General features: G+C 71.8%; 21 protein-coding genes and 3 pseudogenes. 11 read left to right on the top strand and 13 right to left on the bottom strand.

The features are described 5' to 3' along the window. The first annotated feature begins 51 nt into the window (after window positions 1-51). The 4 genes from ACZ53N_RS10355 to fabF all read left to right on the top strand — a co-directional run bounded on the left by ACZ53N_RS10355 (window position 52) and on the right by fabF (window position 3,704). A complete protein-coding gene (locus ACZ53N_RS10355) occupies window positions 52-1,005 on the top strand; it encodes an ACP S-malonyltransferase (protein ID WP_469140481.1) in 954 nt (317 codons plus the stop codon). A gap of 13 nt (window positions 1,006-1,018) precedes the next feature. Continuing rightward, entirely contained in the window at window positions 1,019-2,023 is a 1,005-nt protein-coding gene (locus ACZ53N_RS10350; RefSeq protein WP_469140480.1) for a beta-ketoacyl-ACP synthase 3, read from the top strand. Between the two features lie 102 nt (window positions 2,024-2,125). Further along, entirely contained in the window at window positions 2,126-2,374 is a 249-nt protein-coding gene (locus ACZ53N_RS10345; RefSeq protein ID WP_130877605.1) for an acyl carrier protein, read from the top strand. Between the two features lie 67 nt (window positions 2,375-2,441). Next, window positions 2,442-3,704 (top strand): beta-ketoacyl-ACP synthase II, encoded by a 1,263-nt coding sequence (gene fabF / locus ACZ53N_RS10340; RefSeq protein WP_130877606.1) that lies wholly within the window; start codon window positions 2,442-2,444, stop codon window positions 3,702-3,704. A 95-nt stretch (window positions 3,705-3,799) separates the two neighbouring features. Here the strand turns inward: fabF and ACZ53N_RS10335 are convergent, their stop codons facing one another. Further along, entirely contained in the window at window positions 3,800-5,302 is a 1,503-nt protein-coding gene (locus ACZ53N_RS10335) for an outer membrane protein assembly factor BamB family protein (RefSeq protein ID WP_469140479.1), read from the bottom strand. 109 nt (window positions 5,303-5,411) lie between these two features. Further along, on the bottom strand, window positions 5,412-5,906 hold the full coding sequence (locus ACZ53N_RS10330; protein WP_469140478.1) for a DUF3145 domain-containing protein: 495 nt from the start codon (window positions 5,904-5,906) through the stop codon (window positions 5,412-5,414). A gap of 430 nt (window positions 5,907-6,336) precedes the next feature. Here ACZ53N_RS10330 and ACZ53N_RS10325 point away from each other — a divergent pair, with 430 nt between their 5' ends. Next, a complete protein-coding gene (locus tag ACZ53N_RS10325) occupies window positions 6,337-7,209 on the top strand; it encodes a GDSL-type esterase/lipase family protein (protein WP_469140477.1) in 873 nt (290 codons plus the stop codon). Window positions 7,210-7,248: 39 nt separating this feature from the next. Here the strand turns inward: ACZ53N_RS10325 and ACZ53N_RS10320 are convergent, their stop codons facing one another. From ACZ53N_RS10320 to ACZ53N_RS10310, 3 genes and pseudogenes are all read right to left on the bottom strand, one after another. Beyond that, on the bottom strand, window positions 7,249-9,681 hold the full coding sequence (locus tag ACZ53N_RS10320; protein ID WP_469140476.1) for a glycoside hydrolase family 3 protein: 2,433 nt from the start codon (window positions 9,679-9,681) through the stop codon (window positions 7,249-7,251). Between the two features lie 14 nt (window positions 9,682-9,695). Continuing rightward, a complete protein-coding gene (locus ACZ53N_RS10315) occupies window positions 9,696-9,887 on the bottom strand; it encodes a hypothetical protein (protein ID WP_469140475.1) in 192 nt (63 codons plus the stop codon). 2 nt (window positions 9,888-9,889) lie between these two features. Continuing rightward, window positions 9,890-10,027: pseudogene (locus ACZ53N_RS10310) on the bottom strand (Scr1 family TA system antitoxin-like transcriptional regulator); the annotation flags it as partial. A 242-nt stretch (window positions 10,028-10,269) separates the two neighbouring features. On the opposite strand from ACZ53N_RS10310, the gene ACZ53N_RS10305 reads away from it, so the two are divergent. Next, window positions 10,270-10,551: a DUF6355 family natural product biosynthesis protein gene (locus tag ACZ53N_RS10305; RefSeq protein WP_469140474.1), complete on the top strand. Its 282-nt coding sequence runs from the start codon at window positions 10,270-10,272 to the stop codon at window positions 10,549-10,551. A gap of 131 nt (window positions 10,552-10,682) precedes the next feature. Here the strand turns inward: ACZ53N_RS10305 and ACZ53N_RS10300 are convergent, their stop codons facing one another. Continuing rightward, window positions 10,683-11,495 (bottom strand): VOC family protein, encoded by an 813-nt coding sequence (locus ACZ53N_RS10300; protein ID WP_469140473.1) that lies wholly within the window; start codon window positions 11,493-11,495, stop codon window positions 10,683-10,685. A gap of 168 nt (window positions 11,496-11,663) precedes the next feature. Beyond that, window positions 11,664-12,422: an MgtC/SapB family protein gene (locus ACZ53N_RS10295; protein ID WP_469140531.1), complete on the bottom strand. Its 759-nt coding sequence runs from the start codon at window positions 12,420-12,422 to the stop codon at window positions 11,664-11,666. 96 nt (window positions 12,423-12,518) lie between these two features. Here ACZ53N_RS10295 and ACZ53N_RS10290 point away from each other — a divergent pair, with 96 nt between their 5' ends. Both ACZ53N_RS10290 and ACZ53N_RS10285 read left to right on the top strand, forming a co-directional pair. Next, on the top strand, window positions 12,519-13,835 hold the full coding sequence (locus ACZ53N_RS10290) for a pyroglutamyl peptidase (protein ID WP_469140472.1): 1,317 nt from the start codon (window positions 12,519-12,521) through the stop codon (window positions 13,833-13,835). Window positions 13,836-13,842: 7 nt separating this feature from the next. Beyond that, window positions 13,843-14,568, top strand: coding sequence for a carbon-nitrogen hydrolase family protein (locus ACZ53N_RS10285; protein WP_469140471.1), 726 nt, complete (start codon window positions 13,843-13,845; stop codon window positions 14,566-14,568). Here the strand turns inward: ACZ53N_RS10285 and ACZ53N_RS10280 are convergent. Both ACZ53N_RS10280 and ACZ53N_RS10275 read right to left on the bottom strand, forming a co-directional pair. Further along, window positions 14,561-15,370, bottom strand: a complete 810-nt coding sequence (locus tag ACZ53N_RS10280) for an EI24 domain-containing protein (RefSeq protein WP_469140470.1) — start codon at window positions 15,368-15,370, stop codon at window positions 14,561-14,563. The genes ACZ53N_RS10285 and ACZ53N_RS10280 overlap by 8 nt on opposite strands. 138 nt (window positions 15,371-15,508) lie before the next feature. After that, on the bottom strand, window positions 15,509-16,528 hold the full coding sequence (locus tag ACZ53N_RS10275; protein WP_469140469.1) for an NADP-dependent oxidoreductase: 1,020 nt from the start codon (window positions 16,526-16,528) through the stop codon (window positions 15,509-15,511). Between the two features lie 88 nt (window positions 16,529-16,616). Between ACZ53N_RS10275 and ACZ53N_RS10270 the strand changes: the two genes are divergently transcribed. After that, a complete protein-coding gene (locus tag ACZ53N_RS10270) occupies window positions 16,617-17,066 on the top strand; it encodes a MarR family winged helix-turn-helix transcriptional regulator (protein WP_469140468.1) in 450 nt (149 codons plus the stop codon). A 214-nt stretch (window positions 17,067-17,280) separates the two neighbouring features. On the opposite strand, the gene ACZ53N_RS10265 is transcribed toward ACZ53N_RS10270, so the two are convergent. Further along, complete coding sequence (locus ACZ53N_RS10265; protein ID WP_469140467.1) at window positions 17,281-17,796, bottom strand: isochorismatase family protein; 516 nt, start codon at window positions 17,794-17,796, stop codon at window positions 17,281-17,283. Between the two features lie 228 nt (window positions 17,797-18,024). Between ACZ53N_RS10265 and ACZ53N_RS10260 the strand changes: the two genes are divergently transcribed. Then, window positions 18,025-18,633: a hypothetical protein gene (locus ACZ53N_RS10260; RefSeq protein WP_469140466.1), complete on the top strand. Its 609-nt coding sequence runs from the start codon at window positions 18,025-18,027 to the stop codon at window positions 18,631-18,633. A 139-nt stretch (window positions 18,634-18,772) separates the two neighbouring features. On the opposite strand, the gene ACZ53N_RS10255 is transcribed toward ACZ53N_RS10260, so the two are convergent. The 3 genes and pseudogenes from ACZ53N_RS10255 to trxA form a co-directional block, all read right to left on the bottom strand. Further along, window positions 18,773-19,198 (bottom strand): OsmC family protein, encoded by a 426-nt coding sequence (locus tag ACZ53N_RS10255; protein WP_469140465.1) that lies wholly within the window; start codon window positions 19,196-19,198, stop codon window positions 18,773-18,775. A 219-nt stretch (window positions 19,199-19,417) separates the two neighbouring features. Next, window positions 19,418-20,011 (bottom strand): annotated as a pseudogene (locus ACZ53N_RS10250) (histidine phosphatase family protein); the annotation flags it as partial. Continuing rightward, window positions 20,004-20,414, bottom strand: a complete 411-nt coding sequence (trxA, locus tag ACZ53N_RS10245; protein WP_469140464.1) for a thioredoxin — start codon at window positions 20,412-20,414, stop codon at window positions 20,004-20,006. The pseudogene ACZ53N_RS10250 and the gene trxA, both read right to left, overlap by 8 nt. A gap of 269 nt (window positions 20,415-20,683) precedes the next feature. On the opposite strand from trxA, the pseudogene ACZ53N_RS10240 reads away from it, so the two are divergent. Then, window positions 20,684-21,151, top strand: a pseudogene (locus ACZ53N_RS10240) (hypothetical protein); the annotation flags it as partial.

Here is a 21,151-nt window from a genome sequence, read left to right as displayed (position 1 = left end):
CGTCCCTGTCCCCACGGGTGGCCGATGCCGTCCACGAGAGAGAGTGTGAGGGTGCTCGTACTCGTCGCTCCCGGCCAGGGCGCTCAGACGCCCGGCTTCCTGACCCCCTGGCTCGACCTCCCCGGTATTGAAGACCGCCTCCGGGAGTGGTCGGCTGCCATCGACCTGGACCTGGTCCACTACGGCACGAACGCCGACGCGGACGAGATCCGCGACACCGCGGTGGCCCAGCCGCTGCTGGTCGCGGCGGCCCTGGTCTCCGCGGGTCAGCTGTTCCCGAAGTCCGAGGACTTCGCGCGCCTCGTCGGCGCCGCCGCCGGCCACAGCGTCGGCGAGCTGGCCGCCGCGGCGCTCACCGGCGTGCTGTCCGAGCAGGCCGCCATGACGCTCGTACGCCGCCGCGGTCTGGCCATGGCCCAGGCGGCGACGGCCGCCGGGACCGGCATGTCGGCCCTGCTGGGCGGTGAGCCCGAGGTGGTCCTGCCGCATCTGGAGAAGCTCGGCCTGATCCCCGCGAACGTCAACGGCGCGGGCCAGATCGTGGCCGCCGGCACCCTGGAGCAGCTGGCGGCGCTGGCCGAGGACAAGCCCGAGGGCACCCGGCGGGTCGTCCCGCTGAAGGTGGCCGGCGCTTTCCACACGCCGCACATGGCCCCGGCCGTCACCGCACTGGAGTCGGCGGTCTCGGAGCTGACCGTCACCGATCCGCACACGGTCTACGTCTCCAACAAGGACGGCCAGGCCGTTGCCACCGGCCAGGAGGTCGTCTCCCGGCTCGTGGGCCAGGTGGCCAACCCGGTCCGCTGGGACCTGTGCATGGATACCTTCAAGGAGCTGGGCGTCACGGCGATCATCGAGGTTGCCCCGGGCGGCACCCTCGTGGGCCTCGCCAAGCGTGCCCTGCCCGGTGTGAAGACTCTCGCTCTCAAGACCCCGGACGACCTCGACGCCGCCCGTGCGCTGATCGCCGAGCACACCGCCGCCGCCGAGACCCCGGCCGAATAAGGAGCCCGAGAGTATGACCGCGAAGATCAAGCCCGCCAAGGGCACTCCGTACGCGCGCATCCTCGGCGTCGGCGGCTACCGGCCGGTCCGGGTGGTGCCCAACGAGGAGATCCTCAAGCACATCGACTCGTCCGACGAGTGGATCCGCTCGCGCTCCGGCATCGCCACCCGTCACTGGGCGGGCCCGGAGGAGACCGTGGCCGCGATGTCGGTCGAGGCCGCGGGCAAGGCCATCGCCAACGCCGGGATCGACCCCGAGCAGATCGGCGGCGTGATCGTCTCGACGGTGTCGCACTTCAAGCAGACCCCGGCGATCGCGACCGAGATCGCGCACAAGATCGGGGCGGGCAAGCCCGCCGCGTTCGACATCTCCGCCGGCTGCGCGGGCTTCGGCTACGGCCTGACCCTCGCCAAGGGCATGGTCACCGACGGCAGCGCCGAATACGTGCTGGTCATCGGTGTCGAGCGGCTCTCGGACCTGACCGATCTGGAGGACCGTTCCACGGCCTTCCTGTTCGGTGACGGCGCGGGCGCCGTCGTCGTCGGCCCCTCGAAGGAGCCGGCGATCGGTCCGACCGTGTGGGGTTCGGAGGGCGACAAGGCCGACACCATCAAGCAGACCATCGCCTGGGACGCCTACCGCGAGGAGACCGAGGTACGCTTCCCCGCGCTCACCCAGGAGGGCCAGGCGGTCTTCCGCTGGGCCGTCTTCGAGATGGCGAAGGTCGCCCAGCAGGCGCTGGACGAGGCCGGTGTCAGCCCGGAGGACCTGGACGTCTTCATCCCGCACCAGGCCAACATGCGGATCATCGACTCGATGGTCAAGACGCTGAAGCTGCCGGACACCGTCACGGTCGCCCGTGACGTGGAGACCACGGGCAACACCTCCGCGGCCTCCATTCCGCTGGCCATGGAGCGGCTCCTGGCGACAGGGGCGGCGAAGAGCGGGGACACCGCGCTCGTCATCGGGTTCGGGGCGGGTCTCGTGTACGCCGCCACGGTCGTTACCCTCCCCTAGGCGAGTTCCGCGCCGGACCGGCTTCCACCGGCCGTCGCGGTCCCTCACCACATACGCAGTTCTCACATCGCAGTTCCACCGCAATATCGAAGGAGCGCCATCATGGCCGCCACTCAGGAAGAGATCCTCAAGGGTCTCGCGGAGATCGTCAACGAGATCGCCGGCATCCCCGTCGAGGACGTCCAGCTGGACAAGTCCTTCACCGACGACCTGGACGTCGACTCGCTGTCCATGGTCGAGGTCGTCGTCGCCGCCGAGGAGCGCTTCGACGTGAAGATCCCCGACGAGGACGTCAAGCACCTCAAGACCGTCGGTGACGCTGCCGACTACATCCTGAAGCACCAGGACTGATCCAAGCGTTCGTCGCCACCCCGGCGGTGGCGGTTCCAGCACCTCTACACGTGGAGACAGAATTCCTGTGAACTCGACCAATCGCACCGTGGTCGTCACCGGTATCGGCGCAACCACACCGCTGGGTGGCGACAGCGCATCGACCTGGGAAGGGCTGCTCGCCGGGCGTTCCGGCGTCAAGCCCCTGGTGGGTGAGCGCTTCGCCGACCTTCCGGTCCGTATCGCCGCCCGGGTGGCCGTCGACCCCGAGGACGTCCTGCCCCGCCCGCTCACCCGCAAGCTGGACCGGTCGGCGCAGTTCGCGCTGATCGCCGCGCGTGAGGCGTGGGCCGACGCGGGCTTCACCGCCAAGGCCGGTGACGACGCCTCCATCGCCCCCGAGCGTCTCGGCACGGTCATCGCCTCCGGCATCGGCGGCGTGACCACCCTGCTCGACCAGTACGACGTGCTCAAGGAGAAGGGCGTCCGCCGCGTCTCCCCGCACACCGTGCCGATGCTGATGCCCAACAGCCCGTCCGCCAACGTCGGCCTGGAGGTGGGCGCCCAGGCGGGTGTGCACACCCCGGTCAGCGCCTGCGCGTCCGGCGCCGAGGCGATCGGCTACGCCGTCGAGATGATCCGCACCGGCCGTGCCGACGTGGTCGTCGCCGGCGGCACCGAGGCGGCCATCCACCCCCTCCCCATCGTGGCGTTCGCCAACATGATGGCGATGTCGAAGAACAACGACGAGCCCGAGAAGGCCTCCCGCCCGTACGACAAGGGCCGTGACGGCTTCGTCCTCGGCGAGGGCGCGGGCGTCGTCATCCTGGAGTCGGCCGAGCACGCCGCGAAGCGCGGCGCCCGGGTCTACTGCGAGGTGCTGGGCCAGGGTCTGTCCGCGGACAGCCACCACATCGCGCAGCCCGAGCCGACGGGCCGCGGCATCGCCGCAGCCCTGCAGAACCTGCTGGACTCCACCGACCTGAAGCCGTCGGAGGTCGTCCACCTCAACGCGCACGCCACGTCCACCCCGCAGGGTGACGCGGCCGAGGTCAAGGCGCTCCGCAAGATCCTCGGTGACGACCTCGACCACGTCGCGATCTCCGCGACGAAGTCGATGACCGGTCACCTGCTCGGTGGCGCCGGCGGCATCGAGACGGTCGCGACCGTCCTCGCCCTGTACCACCGGATGGCGCCGCCGACCATCAACATCGAGGAGATGGACGAGGACATCGACGCGGACGTCGTCCGTGGCGAGCCCCGCCCCCTCCCCGAGGGCTCCATCGCGGCGATCAACAACTCCTTCGGTTTCGGCGGCCACAACGTGGTCCTCGCGCTCCGCTCGGTCTGATCACCGCTCGTCAACACCTGACGAAGGGCCGCCCGGTCATCCGACCGGGCGGCCCTTCGCGTTCCCCCGATCCGGTGGCCCGCCGGCCCGGCGGCTCAGCGCGAGGCGCCCCAGACGGGCGGGGCGTCGTCGGTGCCGTCGTGGTTGACGACGACGTAGCCGCGATCGGCGTCGGGCAGCAGCTCCGCCCCGGTCCTTCCCACCAGGTCGTCCCGTCCGCTCACCGGCTCGATGTCCCCGGCCTGACGTCCGGTGCGGGGGTCGAGGGGGCGGACGGTGCCGTCGGTGAGGCTCTTCGTCAGGACGACCAGCGGTCCGCCGGGCCGCATCGCGAGCGCCTCGACCTCGTCCGAGTACACCTTGCCCGATCCGTACTTCTTGCTCCACAGCCGGCGACCGTCGGCGAGGGAGTAGCCACTGACCCGCCGCGCGTAGAGGTTCTCGCCCGGGTCCTTCGCCGCCGTGACGAGGGTGTCGCCGACGACGAGGGCGGTCAGCGCGGGCCTGGCCTTGAAACCCCCGTTGCCGATGGCCAGGGTCTCCGTGCGGCCGGAGAACGGGACGGTCGCCCGGGTGCGGCCCTTGTCGTCGAAGGACAGCACGGCGGCGGTGCCGCGCTCGTCCCGCTCCTTGAGTGCGATGACGGCCGGCTCGACCGACACCGTGTACAGCGACGCGTAGCCCGACTTCACGGGCAGCGGGCTGCTCCACCGCTCCTTGCCCGTACGGGCGTCCAGCGACGTCAGCCGCATGGTGATGTCGCCGACACGGCCCTTGCGGCACTGCTCGACGAGCAGCAGCCGGGCCGCGGAGGCTTCGACGGTCACGGCCTGGCAGTCGTGCGGCACCGGGCGCTTCCACCGCTGCTTGCCGTCCTCCGCGCCGAGGCCGCGCACGGCTTCCTCCTCCAGGACGACGGCCGTGCCGTCGGCGAGGGCGATCCGCCCGTCCGTCGCGACCGGGAACGACTCGTCACCCTTGATCTTCTGCTGCCACACGCTCTTGCCGGTGGAGAGGTTCACGAGCGCGAGGGTCGTACACGGCTTGAGGTATCCGCTGAAGGCGACCAGGCCGGTGCCCTTGCTGGTGCGGGCACTCATGGCGCAGACGGACTCCCGGACGGGGGCGGTCAGCTCCCACCGCACCTGGCCGTCACGCCCGGCGTACGCGGTGAGGCCGTCGGTACGGGCCCGGACGACGGTGCTGCCGACGCTCCAATTGCCGACGCCGCGAACGGCTTCGGGGCGGTCGGCGGGCGCGTGCCAGTCCAGCCGCACCCGCTGGCCGATGAGCGAGTCGTGCCAGAGCCAGCCGGGCAGCAGCCCCACGACCAGCCCGCCGACGGCGAAGGCGAACCGGCTCCGCTTGCGCCACGACTCCGTGTTCGCCGCGATGGCGAGCGAGGCGATCAGGGCGGCGAGGCCGACGACGAGGAACGTGACGGAGAGGCCGAGCGCGGCGTCCCTGCCGGTCGCGCAGGCTCCGCCGGGGCAGTAGGAACGGCCGCCCATATTGAGGAAGAAGAACAGCACGCCCCACCCGAACAGCAAGCCCCCCGAGCCGATCGCCACCGCCTTGGCCACGCGTACGAAACTCACCACTACCCCCCGTGAATGGCATGGATCCTGGGTGGATCACGGGGGAAATGTAGCCGGGTTCACTCAAACAGTGACAGACGGACGTTCGATCGTGTGGCTCGGACGTGGCTCAGACGACCTGGTGCAGCCACCGGACGGGAGCGCCCTCGCCCGCGTAGCGGAAAGGTTCCAGCTCGTCGTCCCAGGGCTTGCCGAGCAGCTTCGCCACCTCGGCCGCCAGCTCGGTCTCCCCCCGTACCGCGCGGGCCAGCGCCGCCCGCAGCCGGTCCTCGGGGATCAGGATGTCGCCGTGGATGCCGGTGACGGCGTGGAAGATGCCCAGGTCGGGGGTGGAGCTGTAGCGCTCGCCCTCCGCCGTGGCGCAGGGCTCGGCGGTCACCTCGAAGCGCAGCAGATGCCAGCCGCGCAGCGCGGAGGCGAGCTTGGAGGCGGTGCCGATCTCGCCCTGCCAGGAGAACTCGGCGCGCCAGGTGCCGGGCGCGGCGGGTTGTCGGACCCAGTCGAGGGTGACGCGCACACCGAGCACGCCCGCGACGGCCCATTCGACGTGCGGGCACAGCGCGCGGGGCGCGGAGTGGACGTACAGAACTCCACGTGTCGTCACCGGGACCTCCAGTGCGGTTCGAGGTTCACCTTCCCCAGCGGCCTCGCGCACCACTCCCGTACCAGCCCACGAGGTTACCAACAGTAAACACCATCAGGAGCAATTCTCCTGAAAAGGGACAGGGGATGACGTGTTGCCAGAGCCTGTCCGGCGGATCACGATGCGCACCACCGCTGCGCGGCGGTGTCCTCAAACGCCGGACGGGCTGGTTTCGGCTGAGCTCAGCCGAAACCAGCCCGTCTGGGGGCACCTCCCAGCGGTAGCTGGGGGAGTTTGAGGACGCGCCCGCAGGGCGCTCGCCGCCGCAGGCGGCACAGCGGTCGGCAGTCAAAGACCCGCCGGTCGGGCGAGAGGCGGCAAGAACGAGCCCCGCAGGGTGACGTACCGTCGATCCAGGACAGATACCACCCGGCCGGATGGGGGAAACACGATGCGCAGCAGCACGGGGCGGCGGCCCCGGATGGTACGGGCCGCGGTGGCGGCGCTCTCGGCCGCACTCCTCGTCGCGGGCTGCGACGACGGGACGAACAGTGGCTCGGCCAAGGCGGCCGCGAAGCCCAGCGCCGCACCCGAGCCCGCCTGGAACGCCCACCCCGCGTCGATGGCCTCGCTCGGCGACTCCATCACCCGCGGTTTCGACGCCTGCTCCGTGCTCGCCGACTGCCCCGAGGCCTCCTGGGCCACCGGCACCACCGTGAACAGCCTGGCCCAACGGCTGCTGCCGTACCCGCAGACGAGCAGTTGGAACTACGCGAGGACGGGCGCGCGGATGGCGGACCTGCCCGCGCAGATGCGGTCGGCGATAGCGCGGAAGCCGCAGCTCGTGACGGTGCTGCTCGGGGCCAATGACGCCTGCCGCAAGAATGTGGCCGATATGACGCCGGTGGAGCGGTTCCAGGAGGACTTCGAGTCCTCCCTCAAGGAGCTCCGCCGTTCCCTGCCCAAAGCACAGGTGTACGTGGCGGGCGTGCCGGACCTCAAGCGGCTGTGGTCGCAGGGGCGGACGAACGGCTATGCCAAGACGGTCTGGAAGCTGGGCATCTGCCCGTCGATGCTCGGCGACTCCGAGGCGGTGGACGCGGCCGCCGTGGACCGCCGCGACCAGGTGGCCAAGCGGGTCGCCGCGTACAACCACGTGCTCAAGACCGCCTGTGCGCGGGACAAGCTGTGCCGCTTCGACACCGCGGTCAGCGGTTACGCCTTCACCGGCGAGGAGTTGAGCCAGTGGGACTGGTTCCACCCCAACAGGAGGGGACAGCGGACGCTGGCCGACATGGCGTACCGCACGATCACCGCGCGGTGAGGAGGGGCGGGGCCTGTCAGGTGGCCCCGCCCCGGTCTCTTACCCCACCGTGACCGGTGCGGTCAGCCGGCGGTCGGCGATGCTGCGGCCGGCCTCGGCGGTGTAGGTGCCGGGGATCCGGCGCCGGCCGGCCGCCTCGTCGTCCCAGACCTCGAAGGCCCGGGGATCCAGCGCGACGACCGCCTCCGCCGTCTCACCGGGCCTGGCCTCGACGGAGGCGAAGCCGGCCAGCCGCCGGGCCGGACGCCCGGCCCTGTCACCGGGCGGGACGGCCAGATAGATCTGGACGACCTCGCGGCCGGGGCGACTGCCGGTGTTGCGGACGCGGACGCGGGCCGTGGCAGTAGCGCCTATGTCGCCTATGTCGATATCAAGGGTCTCGTACGACCAGTCGGTGTAGCCCAGGCCGTGACCGAAGGCGTAGGCGGGGGCCGCCCGCGCCTTCTCCCACGCACGGTAGCCGATGAACACGCCTTCCGCATAAGCGAGTTCACCGTCCACCGGGACGACCCGCGTCACCGGCGCGTCCGCGAGCCGTACCGGCCAGGTGGTGGGCAGGCGGCCGCCGGGCTCGCGCGCGCCCAGAAGCACGTCCGCCAGGGCCCCGCCCGCCTCCTGGCCGGGGAACCAGCCGAGCAGCACGGCGGCGACGTCGTCGCGCCACGGCAGCTCCACGGGTGCGCCGGAGTTGACGACCACGACGGTGCGGGGGTTGACGGCGGCCACCCGGGCGACGAGCTCGTCCTGGCGGCCGGGGAGGGCGAGGGTGGTGCGATCAAAGCCTTCGCTTTCGACGCGCTCGGTGGTGGCGACCACGACGACGACGGCATCCGCCGAGGCCGCGACGGCGACCGCCTCGGCCAGCAGTTCTTCCGCGTCGCGCTCGGGTGCGCGGTGCAGAAGGCAGAAGCCGACGGCCTCGATGGGGGCGTGGTCCGGTTTGGCGACGACGCAGGTGAGGGAGACCTCGACGGCCGCGCCCGCTTCGAGAGCGACCCGGCCACGTTCCACGGGCGAGCCGAGGAACGCCTCGAAGGGATCGGCGTGATCGGCGCCCTGTTCCCCGTCGAAGAGCGTCCGCCCGCCGACGACGAGCCGGAAGGCACCGACCCCCTTCGTACCGAAGATGTGCGAACCGCTCTCGCGCGGGGTGAACGTGCCGGTCACCTCGACGGTGTGCAGGGCGTCGTAGCCGACCCCGGCGGGCAGATCGCCGAGCCACTGCACCATGCCACTGGGCACCCGCTCCTCCCCCAGCACCCGCCCGGCGGCGTCCCGGCACACGGCCCGCAGCATGAACCCCACGCCCGCGACGAGGAGTTCGTCGCCGGGTTCGGCGCCGACTGCGTAGGCGACCGCGCCCTCGGGCAGGGCGGCGCGGAGCCCGTCCAGCGGCGAGACGACACGGGCGGGGAAGACCTGCGCGGAGCCGCCGCCGAGGATGCGGGCGTCACGGGCGGCGCCGCCGAGGAGCGCGACGCGGGGAGCCCGTGCGGGGTCGAGGGGCAGGGCGGGCGTGCCATGGACGGGCGCGTTGCGTACGAGCACGAAGGATCGGGCGGCGATTTCGCGGGCGAGGTCGATGCCGTCGTCTGGATCGGGCGGGCACGCCTGAGGTGTATCACCCAGGGCGCCGACCCGGGCGGCGAGCCGCAGCACGCGGCGCACGGCGTCGTCGACCACCGACTCGGGCACGTCCCCGGCCCGCACGGCGGCGGCGAGCGCCGGACCGTAGACCGTCACCGGCCCCGGCATCGCCACATCGAGTCCGCCGAGCGCGGCGCGCACGGTGTCACGGGCGGCGAGCCAGTCGGAGACGATCACGCCGTCGAAGCCCCACTCGCCGCGCAGGACGTCGTTCTGGAGGTGGCCGTGCTCGGTCATGGTCACCCCGTTGACCTGGTTGTACGCGGCCATGACGCCCCACGGACGGGCGTCTTTGACGATGGCCTCGAAGGGGGCCAGATACAGCTCGCGCAGGGCGAGGTCGGAGACCTTGTTGTTCACGGTGAACCGCTCGGTCTCGGCGTCATTGGCCACGAAGTGCTTCACCACGGCGGCGACCCCGCCGTCCTGCACGCCCCGCACATAGCCGGTGCCGATGGCGGCTGTGAGGTACGGATCCTCGCTGTACGCCTCGAAGTGCCGGCCCCCGAGCGGGGAGCGATGCAGATTGACGGTCGGCGCGAGCAGCACGTGCACGCCCTTGCGCCGTGCTTCTGCCGCGAGGACCCGGCCCGCGCGGCGGGCGAGTGCCGGGTCCCAGGTGGCGGCGAGCGCGGTGGGACTGGGCAGCGCGAGCGAGGGATCATCGGCGCTCCACCGCACACCGCGCACGCCGACGGGCCCGTCGGACATGACGATCGAACGCAACCCGATGCGGGGGACGGCGGGCAGGAACCACATGTCCTGCCCGGACAGGAGCCGGGCCTTGGTGTCGAGGTCGAGCGCGTCGACGATGTCATCTGCCATGGGGCGGCGGCTCCTCAGAGGAGGTGATCGGCTTTGCCGGCCTTGATGTCGCGGATCAACGCACGCAATGCGTCATGGGTGTCGGTGACGTAGTGGTCCTCGGACCCGCTGACCGCGATGTAGGGGTTCCCATCAGTGTCGATGCCTATTCGGAAGCAGTTGTTCCCTGCTCCGCAGAAGGGCTCTTCCCAGAAGATGCGGTCCATTTCACCTTCCTACCGCCGAACTGCATGCGCAGCGCAGCCTCGTGGATGTACCCCACATAGTCCAGCGGACTGTCCCTCTCGAAGACTTGCTGCCGTTGCAGCCGGTGCGCCACGTGAAGTTCGACCTCCAGCCGGGGCATCACCGAACCCGCTCCGGCCACGGAGGGCACCAAGGTGTGGGCAGACCTGCCGCACGCCGGGACACAGCCGCGTACGCGGCACGGCACTGCTGAGCGGGCCGAAGTGCCGCGTTCGCACTCGAACCGGTGGACTCCGCCACTCGTCCGGGCGAGATCGCGCGACGACCGGGGCGGAGGGCGCGACGCTCTCCCTGCGCCCGGAACACGGGCGCCGCATCGCGTACGCATATGAGGAGTTACCCGTGAACGTTCGCCGTTCTCTGACCGCCGCCCTCGGCGCCATGGCCCTCGCCGTCGGACTGGCCTCGGCGGCCTCCGCCACCCCCACGGCCCTGAACCCCTGCGGGTTCTACAAGACGGGGAGTGACGCGTTCTACAACCACTGCACCGGTGACGGCTCGCACATCGTCATCGAGGTCGAGGTGTGGGGCCCCAACTACGAGCGCTGCGTGGTCCCCGGCACCACTTGGCTGGGGTCGGCCAGCAAGATCGACGGCGCACACTACGTCGGACGCACCTGCTGATCACCGCATGAATGCGGGCCCGGGACATCACTCGCCGTCCCGGGCCCACAGCAAAGGTGCGGCGCCGACGCGGGAACGTCGACCGAGGCCGCCTCCCGCACGCCGTCGGCGTCGGGCGAGGGCGCCCGCGCTCACATCCCGCTCGGCTTGAGCACCACGAAGTCCGCGCCGTTGGGGTCGAGGCAGACCGCCAGGCGGCCGACGCCCTCCGCGTCCTCCGGGCCCATCTGGACGCTGCCGCCGTTCTCGGTGACCTTGGCGACCGTGGCGTCGCAGTCCGCCGTGGCGAAGACGGGGTGCCAGTAGGGGCGGCCGCCGTTCAGGGACAGGTCCTTGGCCGGGAGCTGCATGAGGCCGCCGTGCATCCGTTCCTCGGGCTGGTCCGCCGGGGTGAGGAGGGAGTACGTGCCGTCCCCGTCGCCGGGCAGGGGCACGTCCTGGGCGGTCCAGCCGAAGAGGCCACCGTAGAAGGCCTTCGCCGCGGGCGCGTCGGTGGTGTAGAGCTCGGTCCAGCACAGGGCGCCCGGCCGGTCGGTGACCTCCATGCCGCCCTGGGCCTTCTCCCCCGCCTGCCAGACGGCGAACTGCCCGCCCTGGGGGTCGGTGAGCTGGGCCATCCGACCCCACCCGTTCGCGTCGAACGGCGCCACTCTCACGGCGCCGCCCTGCCGCTCCACGGCCTGGGCCGTGGCATCGGCGTCGTCGGTCTTGAAGTAGATCATCCAGGCCGAGCGGGCCCCCTGCTCGGTGAGCGGACCGATGCCTCCGACGCCCTTGCCGTCCAGCCGGAAACCGCCGCCGGATTCGCCGGTTTCCGGGTCCGCACCCCAGGACTGGAACTCCCAGCCGAACACCGAACCGTAGAAGCGGGCCGTGGCGGGGACGTCCGGAGCGCCGATATCGAGCCAGCAGGGGGAGCCGTGGACGAATTCTGTCGTGATCATGGAAGTTCCCTTCGCGGATGCCTTCGAAGCCAGCCTGACACCCGTCACCGGCACCCGCCTCCCGACAAACACCCCCCGGGGGTCGTTGCCGGTGCGGGCACACCTGCTGCCCCCCTCAGCCGGCGGTGCCGGACTCCGCCGGGACAGCTCAGCTTCGCGAACACGTTGTCACTCCGTGCTGTCCCGGTGCGCGCTGAGGCCCACGCCCCGGATGCCGTCCCAGTCCGTCAGCTCCTCCACGATCGGATGGGCGGAGCCCTTGCCCTCCAGGCTCAGCACCAGGGCCGCCTCCTTGTGCCGGCCCTTCTCCCGGCTGCCGTCCCCGCGCGGGGCGGCCTCGGCGTCGATCTGTACGTCCGTGACCCGGAAGCCGCGCTTCGTGCACAGCTCCAGCACCCGCCCCAGCAGCCCGCTGCGCGTCCGGTAGGACAGTCTCAGCTCCACCTGTTCCGCCACCGGCGCCACCGTCATCCGCCGCGTCATCATCGGGAAGCCGCGGACGACCAGGAAGTGCACCACCGTCGCCGCCGCGCCGAGCAGCGGCAGGCCGCCGCCGCACGCCATGCCGACGGCGCAGGTCAGCCAGATCGTGGCCGCCGTCGTCAGGCCGCGCACCGCGTCGCGGCGGACGAAGATGAGGCCGCCGCCGATGAAGCCGATGCCGGAGACGATCTGCGCGGCCACCCGCGACGGGTCCTGGCGGATCCCGGCCAGCTCGGTCACGCCGAAGCCGTGGGCCGACACCTCCATGAACAGCGCGCTGCCCACGCCGACGAGGGTGTGCGTGCGCAGTCCGGCGCTTTTCTGCTGTAACTCGCGTTCGAGGCCGATGAGCGACGCGAGCAGGAGCGCGATGCCCAACTCGGCGAACTGACGGGTCCCTTGACCGCTCCCGGGCGAGAACAGCGGGGCGGCGTACTCGGCTATTCGCATCTCGTCATTGTGGCCTGAACTGGACTGTACGTGACGGGTGTTGGGTGCTTCCCTTCCGCCCATGCACGCACAATGATTTCCTTCCGGCTCATGAGACCCATTGAGAAGGCCCGGATGTCGTTCGGCGTCGCAGTGCTCGCGTGCGCCGCCCTCTTGCCCACCCCTGCCGTCGCGGCTCCCGCCGCGTCATCGGCGCCATCGGCCACTCCGCCCACCGCTGAGGAGGAGCGGCTCACCGGCCCCGTGCCGCAGGAGATCCTGCGGCGCTCGGGGTTCGACGGGGTGGCGCCCGGCTTCGCCCGCGCCCTGGCGCGTACGCGTACCGCTGCGGAGGCCGAGCGGCTCGCGACCGCCGAGGGGCGGCGGTTGTGGCAGCGGGCCGTGGACCGCGCGCAGGAGCGCGCGGCCGGCCCGGAGCGCTCCGGAGACCTCAGCCGGGACGACGACCGGCCGCTGTACTGGGCGCGCCTCGGCATGACGCGGGCGCTGCGCGACTGGAAGCCGGCGTTCGCGATGACGGACGCGCGGCGGACGGCTCTGGTGGAGAAGCTGGTCGCGAAGGTCGAGCGCGGCTCGCGCGGGCAGGACTCCATCGAGCTGCCCCGGGGCGACCAGGGCATCAAGCGCGTCGTGATCACCGGCTTCGATCCCTTCCAGCTGGACTCCGACATCCGGCGCTCCAACCCCTCGGGTGCCGCCGCGCTCGCCCTGGACGGCACGACCGTGAACACGGCGACCGGTCCGGCACGGATCGAGGCGGCGCTCTTCCCGGTGCGCTGGGCGGACTTCACCGCCGGTGACGTCGAGCGCACGTTGCTGCCGCACTTCGAGTCCGGGCAGCGGGAGGCGGACCTGTTCACGACGATCAGCCAGGGGCGGGACGGCCGCTTCGACCTGGAGCACACCAACGGCGCCTGGCGCGGCGGCTTCGGGGACAACGTGGGCGCCTCCCGCACCGAGACCGTCCCCGTGCCGCCGGGCGTGCCGACCGTCCACCCGCAGCCGCAGTGGACGTCGACGACCCTGCCCTACGACGCCATCCTGGCCGCGCAGACCGGCCCGTACCCGGTGTACGACAACACGGCCGTCACGGAGATCCCGGCGGGCGGCACCACGCCCGTGCACCGGCCCGACGGGCCGACGCCGGGCTCGTCGGCCCGCGAGGGCGGCGGGGGCGACTACCTCTCCAACGAGATCGCCTACCGGGCGACGCTGCTGCGCGACGCGCTGCGCCCGTACCTCCCGGGCGGCCATCTGCACACGCCGGTGCTGCGGTTCGGCACCGGCAACACCGATCCCGCCACCGGGCGGATCACGGACCCCTCGTTCGTCCGGGACCGGCAGGCGATCACCGCGCAGATCCGGGCCGTGCTCACCGTGGCGGCGGGTGGCGCCTCTCGGTCATGATGGACGCATGATCATCTCAGCGGCGCAGTTCAGCGCCCGGCCGTGCGACGTCGACGCCAATGTCGCGCGCATGGCCGGGTTCGTCACCGAGGCGGCGGAGCGGGGTGCGGCGCTCGTCGTCTTCCCCGAGCTGGCCGTCACCGGCTACGAGCTGCCGCGGATAGCCGCCGACCCGGACCGGCTCGCCTTCGCCCCCGACGACCCCCGGCTGGACCCGGTCCGCCAGGCCTGCGCGGCGGCGGGGGTCGCCGCGGTGGTCAACTGCGCGGGGCGCTCGGCGGCGGGCCCGACGATCACCTCGTACGTGTACGGGCCGGAGGGCGCGCTGCTCACGCGCTACGACAAGCGGCACGTGACGGATTCGGAGCGGGCCGCGGGCTTCGTGCCGGGGTCGGCGGACGGCCGGTTCACGCTGGGCGGTGTCGCGTTCGGGCTGGCCATCTGCTTCGACACGCACTTCCCCGAGCTCGCGGCCCGCGCGGCGGCCGACGGCTGCCGGGTGCTGCTGGCGAGTTCGCTGTACTCGAAGGGCGTCGGCGCCGAGGAACGCGTGGCGATCTTCCCGGCGCTGGCGAAGGACCACGGCCTGCACGTCCTGCTCGCCAACCACACGGGCCCTGCGGGCCCGTACGACGCCTGTGGTCTCAGCGCGGTGTGGTCACCGGACGGCGGCGTACTGGCCGAGGCCGCGGCCACCGCGCCGGGGCTGGTGTCGGCGGACGTCCTCAGCTGACGGCGCGGTCCGACAGCCGACGGCCGTCGTCTCCGTCGTGCCCGTCGCCCTCGTCCTGCGACGCCGTCTCGCCCATGAGGTCGCGGGCGAGCAGCGTCGCGCCGGCGACCGCGCCGGGCATGACGAACACCGCGACGAACGGCACCAGGAAGAGCAGGGTGAGGGGAACCCCGAAGCCGAGGGCGAGGAGCTTGCGGGAACGCAGCATCCGCAGGCGCTCCCGCAGGGGGACGCGGCGGCGCTGGAGGGCGACGGCGGTGAGTTCCTCGGTGAGGAAGAACCCGGAGACGCAGAAGCCGATCGCCGGGATGACCGTCTGCCCGATGACGGGCACGAAGCCGAGGGCGAAGAGCAGCACGCCCCAGAGGGCCACCCTGAGGAGCACGGCGAGGCTCTCGCGGGCGGAGATCCACAGCTCGCGCCAGAGCGGCAGCCCGGATTCGTGGACGGTACCGTCCTCGGACAGGTCGACCTTCTCGGAGAGCGACTCGTAGAAGGGCTGGCCGACGAGCAGGGTGACGGCGGTGAAGGAGATCAGCGCGAGCAGCAGGCTGCCGCCGAAGAACAGGGCGGTCAGGCCGCCGCGGAAGAGGCCGAGCCAGGGCGAGCCCCAGCCGTCGGCGAAGGGCGTGGCCCAGTCGACGACGTCGTCCGCGTACAGGACGAGCGCGACCATCGCGCCCGCGTATCCCACGAGAGTGATCAGCCCGGGCAGCAGTCCGAACCCCCACTGCTTCCGGTTCCGCCCCACCCAGCGCTGGCCTTTGGCCAGGTAGGTCATGCCCGCTACAAGATCTCGCATGGCGGAAGAGTAGCCGCCGGCGGCGGGCGCGCTGACTTTTGCCGCCTGCGGCGGCGAGCGCCCTGCGGGCGCGTCCTCAAACGCCGGACGGGCTTGTTGTGGCCGAGGCCAGCCACAACAAGCCCGTCCGAGCAAGGGCTACGCGTCGAAGCTGACGATCATCTTGCCGGTGTTCTCGCCGCGGAGCATGCCGAGGAAGGCGTCGACGGCGTGGTCGATGCCCTTGACGATCGTCTCGTTGTACTTGATCTCGCCGGAGCGGACCCAGGCCGAGACCTCCTCGATGAACTGCGGGCGCAGCGCCTGGTGGTCCGAGACGAGCAGGCCGTTCAGGCGCAGCCGCTTGCCGATGACGAGGGCGAGGTTGCTCGGCCCCGGGGTCGGCTCGGTGGCGTTGTACTGGGCGATCGCACCGCACAGCGCGGCGCGGCCGTGCACGTTCAGGGAGGAGATGGCCGCTTCGAGGTGGTCGCCGCCGACGTTGTCGAAGTAGACGTCGATGCCGTCGGGGGCGGCTTCCTTCAGCTGCTCGGCGACGGGGCCGTTCTTGTAGTTGAAGGCGGCGGTGAAGCCGTACTCCTCCTTGAGGATCCGGACCTTCTCGTCCGAGCCCGCGCTGCCGATGACGTGCGAGGCGCCCTTGAGCCGGGCGATCTGGCCGACGAGGCTGCCGACCGCGCCCGCCGCGCCGGAGACGAAGACGGCGTCGCCCTCCTTGAAGGACGCGACCTCCAGCAGACCCGCGTAGGCGGTCAGGCCCGGCATGCCGAGCACGCCGAGGTAGGTGGAGAGCGGGGCCAGGTCCGGGTCGACCTTGGCGGCGTGCCGGGCGTCGCCGACCGCGTACTCGCGCCAGCCGAGGCCGTGCAGCACGTGGTCGCCGACCGCGAAGCCCTCGGCGCGGGAGGCGATGACCTCACCGATCGCGCCGCCGTCCATGGGCTGGTCGAGCTGGAACGGGGGGACGTACGACTTGACGTCGTTCATCCTTCCGCGCATGTACGGGTCCACGGACATGTGGATGTTGCGGACGAGGATCTGGCCCTCGCCGGGCTCGGGGACCGCGACCTCGCGGAGGGCGAAGTCCTCGGGCTTCGGCCAGCCCTGCGGGCGGGCGACGAGGTGCCATTCACGGCCGGTGGTGGGCGTTGCGGACATGAAACGAAGCCTCCTAATGGTTCACCAACTAAAACAACCATGCGCCTCGATATTTCATGTTGTCAAGCAACGGAGTAGCCTGAGTCGCATGGTCCCCCGAACGGATGCCCTCACCCTCGAAGTCGTCGAGCTCATCGCGACCGTCGTGGCCCGCTACCACGAGGAGTACGAGGAGGCGGCGGCCAAGCACTCCCTCACCGGCGCCCAGGCGCGGGTGCTGGCGCTGCTGGCCGGCGAGCCGCAGCCCATGCGCCGCATCGCGCAGCAGCTGAAGTGCGAGCCGTCCAACGTCACCGGCATCATCGACCGACTGGAGGCCCGTGACCTGGTCGAACGCCGACCGGACCCCGCCGACCGGCGGGTGAAGCTCGCCGCGGCCACCGACACGGGCCGGGAGGTCTCCGGCCGGCTGCGCGAGTCGCTGAACTTCGCGCGCGAACCGCTGGCGGGGCTGTCGACGCGGGAGCGCGCGGTCCTGCGCGACCTGCTCAAGCGGATGCTGGGCGAGGACCCCGACGACCCGTACACGCACCTCTGAGGGGCCGCACCTGCGCGGCGGTGTCCTCAAGCGCCGGACGGGCTGCTGTGCTGTGTCCTCAATCGCCGGACGGGCTGCTGCGCTGTGTCCTCAAGCGCCGGACGGGCTGAAATCAGCCCGTCCGGCGATGAGGACGCGCCCGCAGGGCGCTCGCCGCCGCAGGCGGCAAAGACGGCCCGCAGCCGAAGTCCCGCCGGCCAGGCGAAAGGCCGCCTCAGCCGGTCAGGCGCAGATCGCGGGCCGTGACGACCGTGCCCAGCCGGGGCATGTCGAGCGTCACCGACGCCCGGTGCTCCGCCTCGGTCAGGGCGCTCATGGCGTCCTCCACGAACACCAGCTCATAGCCGTGATCGGCGGCGGCGCGGGCGGTCGACTCCACACCGAGGTTGGTGGCGATCCCGGTGAGGACAAGCGTCCGCACCCCGCGCTCCCGCAGCCGCGCGTCCAGCCCGGTGCCGTGGAACGCGCCGACGGTCCCCTTGACGACCTCGATGTCACCCGGTTCGGCGATCCCGTCGAGCAGCGCACTGCCGGGTGGTTGCTCCACCACCCCCGGCCGCTCCACCCGTACGACCGCGACCGGCGCCCCCGCCTTGCGGAACGCCCGCGCCAACTCCACAGACCTCTCCGCCACTTCGTCGCCGGAGCGCGGCGCGAGCGGAAGCGCCACGATGCGCTCCATGAGGTCGACGATCACCAAGGCGGTTCGCTGCGGGTCGATTTCGGTCATGTCCAGACCGTACCGGCCGGGCCCGTGACGTAGGCGGCCCACGGGCCAGCTACGGGGTGACGGCGGGTAAAGCTTCGACGACATCCGTCGACGGGCCGCCCGACGCCGGTACTGATCACCCGTCAGCGTGGCTGGTTCCCGACGGTCGGTGTCGCGATATCGCCACGCCCGGCGACGAAGACCCCCGACCGACGCCGGGGACCGGACGCGGTGCGCGACGATGCCCCCATGAGCTCAGCGCACGGCCCCTCCGCCACCCCCGCCTTCGACCCGCTCGCGTTCCAGCTCGTGCTGCTGCGCCGGATGGCCGACCACCAGCCCGGTTTGGTCGAGGACGCCCTGCGTGAACTGGGCGTCGACCGCTCGGAGATGCGCGAGGCCAACCGCCGCTGGCAGGCCATGCTGCATTCCCCGCGCCGCCGCACGGCGGGCGCCCGCTACCGTTCCGTGCTCGGTCCGCCCGAGACGGTCTCCGAGCGCCGCGTGGGGGACCTGACCTTCGACGCCCTGACGTGGCGCGTGCCGCTCTGGCCCGACTTGAGGTTCGAGGTGCTGAGCGCGCCCGGCGGCGCGGTCTGGAACGAGTGGCTGGTCCGCGCCCCCGGCCTGCCCGGCCCGGCGCTGCGTACGATCCGTGATCTGCGGCCCTGGGCGTGCACCGTGGACGAGGTGGCGCGTGCCTTCCCGCCCGCGCGCCCGATGGAGGGCACGGCCCCCACCCGCTGGCGGCTGTCGTTCACGGCACCGGACGCCGCCGGGGAGCGCGCGGAGTACGTGGCGGAATTCAGCTGGGGACTACTGCAACGCGTCGCACCGAGCGACCCGTCCGGCGGGTGAGAACACCCCACCGCCGTGAAGCGGTGGGGCGCACGATGGTCACCGCCCCCGTGGTGCCCGCGCCTCGTGACGAGCCGCTCCCGGCCGCCGGAAGCGGCTGTCCCGGTGTCGGTCGGGAGCGGCTCCTGAGAACGGGCGGTCAGGCCAGCTCGGCCGAGAGCGTGATCGTCGTGCCGGTGAGCGCCTGGCTGACCGGGCAGTTCTTCTTGGCGTCCTCGGCAGCCGCGACGAAGCCGTCCTCGTCCAGGCCGGGCACCTCGCCGCGCACGGTGAGGTGGATGCCGGTGATGCCCTCGCCCGGCTGGAAGGTGACCTCGGCCTTGGTCTCCAGGCGGGTCGGCGGGGTGCCGGCGCCGGTCAGCCCGTGCGAGAGGGCCATGGAGAAGCAGCTGGAGTGAGCGCCCGCGATCAGCTCCTCGGGGCTCGTCCTGCCATTGGCCTGCTCGGCGCGGGACGGCCAGGAGACCGGGTAGTCGCCGATGCCGGACGAGTCGAAGGTGACGATGCCACTGCCCTTGAGCAGTTCGCCTTCCCAGACCGTGTGCGCGGTGCGGTTCGTGGCCATACTGGCTTCCTCCTGCAAGAACGGTTCAAACGAGTCATATGAAGATCGGGCCCAACGTCCCGATCATCGTGCCGACGCGGCCCCCGCCCCGGTTCCGACACGCCCGGGAGACCCTTCGGACGCGGTTTCGGGAGCGTCGTCGGGTATAGCGACGGTGGAAGCTCCGCTCCCGGACGTCCCCGGCGTCCCGGATGCCCCGGACCTTCCGGACGCCCCGGCGGACGGCGTGTTCCAGGCCACGAGCGCCGGGCGCCCGTGCTCCGTGCCGATCCGGCTGACCGTGGCCGTGTCCAGCCGGAACAGCGCGCCGGCCGCGGGCGGCAGCCCGAGCCTACGAGCGGTCAGCACCCGGAGGAAGTGCCCGTGCGCGACCAGCACCACATCGCCGCCGTCCGCCGAACCCAAGCGCGGCGCGATCCGTGCCAGCACCCGGTCGGCCCGTGCGCCCACCTCTTCGAGCGTCTCCCCCGGGTGCTCGGCGGGCCCGGGGATCACCCCGTCGTCCCACAGGTACCAGTCGGGCCGGGTGCGCTGGATCTCCGGGGTCGTCACGCCCTCGTAGCCGCCGTAGTCCCATTCCCGCAGGTCGGGGTCGGTCTGTACGTCCGTGAGCCCGGCCAGTTCGGCGGTCCGCACGGCCCGCCCCAGCGGGCTCGCCAACACCAGGGACACCGTGCGCACCGCGAGCAGCGGCCGTAGCGCCGTCGCCTGTCCCTCACCGACCTCGGTCAGCGGCAGATCGGTCAGCCCGGTGTGCCGCCCGGAACGGCTCCACTCGGTCTCACCGTGCCGGACCAGCAGCAGCTCACTCACCGTCGCGCCGCTCGCCGCCCGCTTGCGCCTCCGCGTCCGCCTGGGCCTGCGCGACCGAGGCCCGGACCTCGTCCATGTCGAGCGCGCGGGCCTGCTTGATGACGTCCTCCAACGCGGCCTCCGGCAGCGCACCGGGCTGGGCGAACACCGCGATGTTGTCCCGCACGATCATCAGCGTCGGAATCGACTGGATCTCGAAGGCGGCGGCCAGCTCCGGCTGCGCCTCGGTGTCGACCTTGGCAAAGACCAGATCGTCATGACGCCCGGCCGCCCCTTCGTACACGGGCGCGAACTTCCGGCACGGCCCGCACCACTCCGCCCAGAAGTCGATGAGCACGAATCCGCTGTCGGAGACGATCTCGTCGAAGTTGTCCTTGGTGAGCTCCACCGTGCTGCCGCTCATCGCGTGCCTGCCTCTTCCGCTCGTCGTCCAGGGCCCCCGGCAGCGGCAACAGGGCGATGCTGCGTCGTATTCCTGGGGCGCTACGGGGTTACCACCATCGGGCGACGGCGGCTGCCGGGGGGCGAGGGCGGACGCGCGGGCGAGCGTGCCCGCACCGATCCGCCGGCCGTCGAACGGGACCGCCCCGCACCCGAACAGGCGCAAGGTATCGTCGGCCGGGGCCGTCCGGGGAGAGCCACGGCCGACGCGATCGTCATGGGGAGGACGCGGTGCCGGTGCCACCCGGGCAGACGCACCTCGCCGCGCCCGGCGGGCCGGAGCGCTGGCGCACGATCGACGCGACCCACCACGTCCTCGGCGTCATCCACAACGTCACCTCCGCGACCCGCCTGCTGGATCTCCTCTCCGTCTTCGAGGGCGATACGCGGATACAGGTGCATTTCACGTGCACGGGTTCGTCGGCGTTCGAGGGGGGAATGCGGGAATTCATCGCCGCGCGGGAAATGCCGTGCATTCCTTGGGACGAGGCGTGCGATCTGAAATTCGACCTCGCGGTCAGCAGCAGCCGCGGCGGGGAATTGCAGAATATTTCCGCACCACTCATATGCGCTCCGCACGGTGCCGGATACAATAAAACACTCAGCCGGGAGCCGGGAGCCGGGAGCCGGGAGCCGGGAGCCGGGAGCCGGGAGCCGGGAGCCGGGAGCCGGGAGCCGGGAGCCGGGAGCCGGGAGCCG

Source organism: Streptomyces sp. NPDC033229 (assembly GCF_055576875.1).
This window is presented reverse-complemented; position numbering and strand designations above follow the sequence as displayed.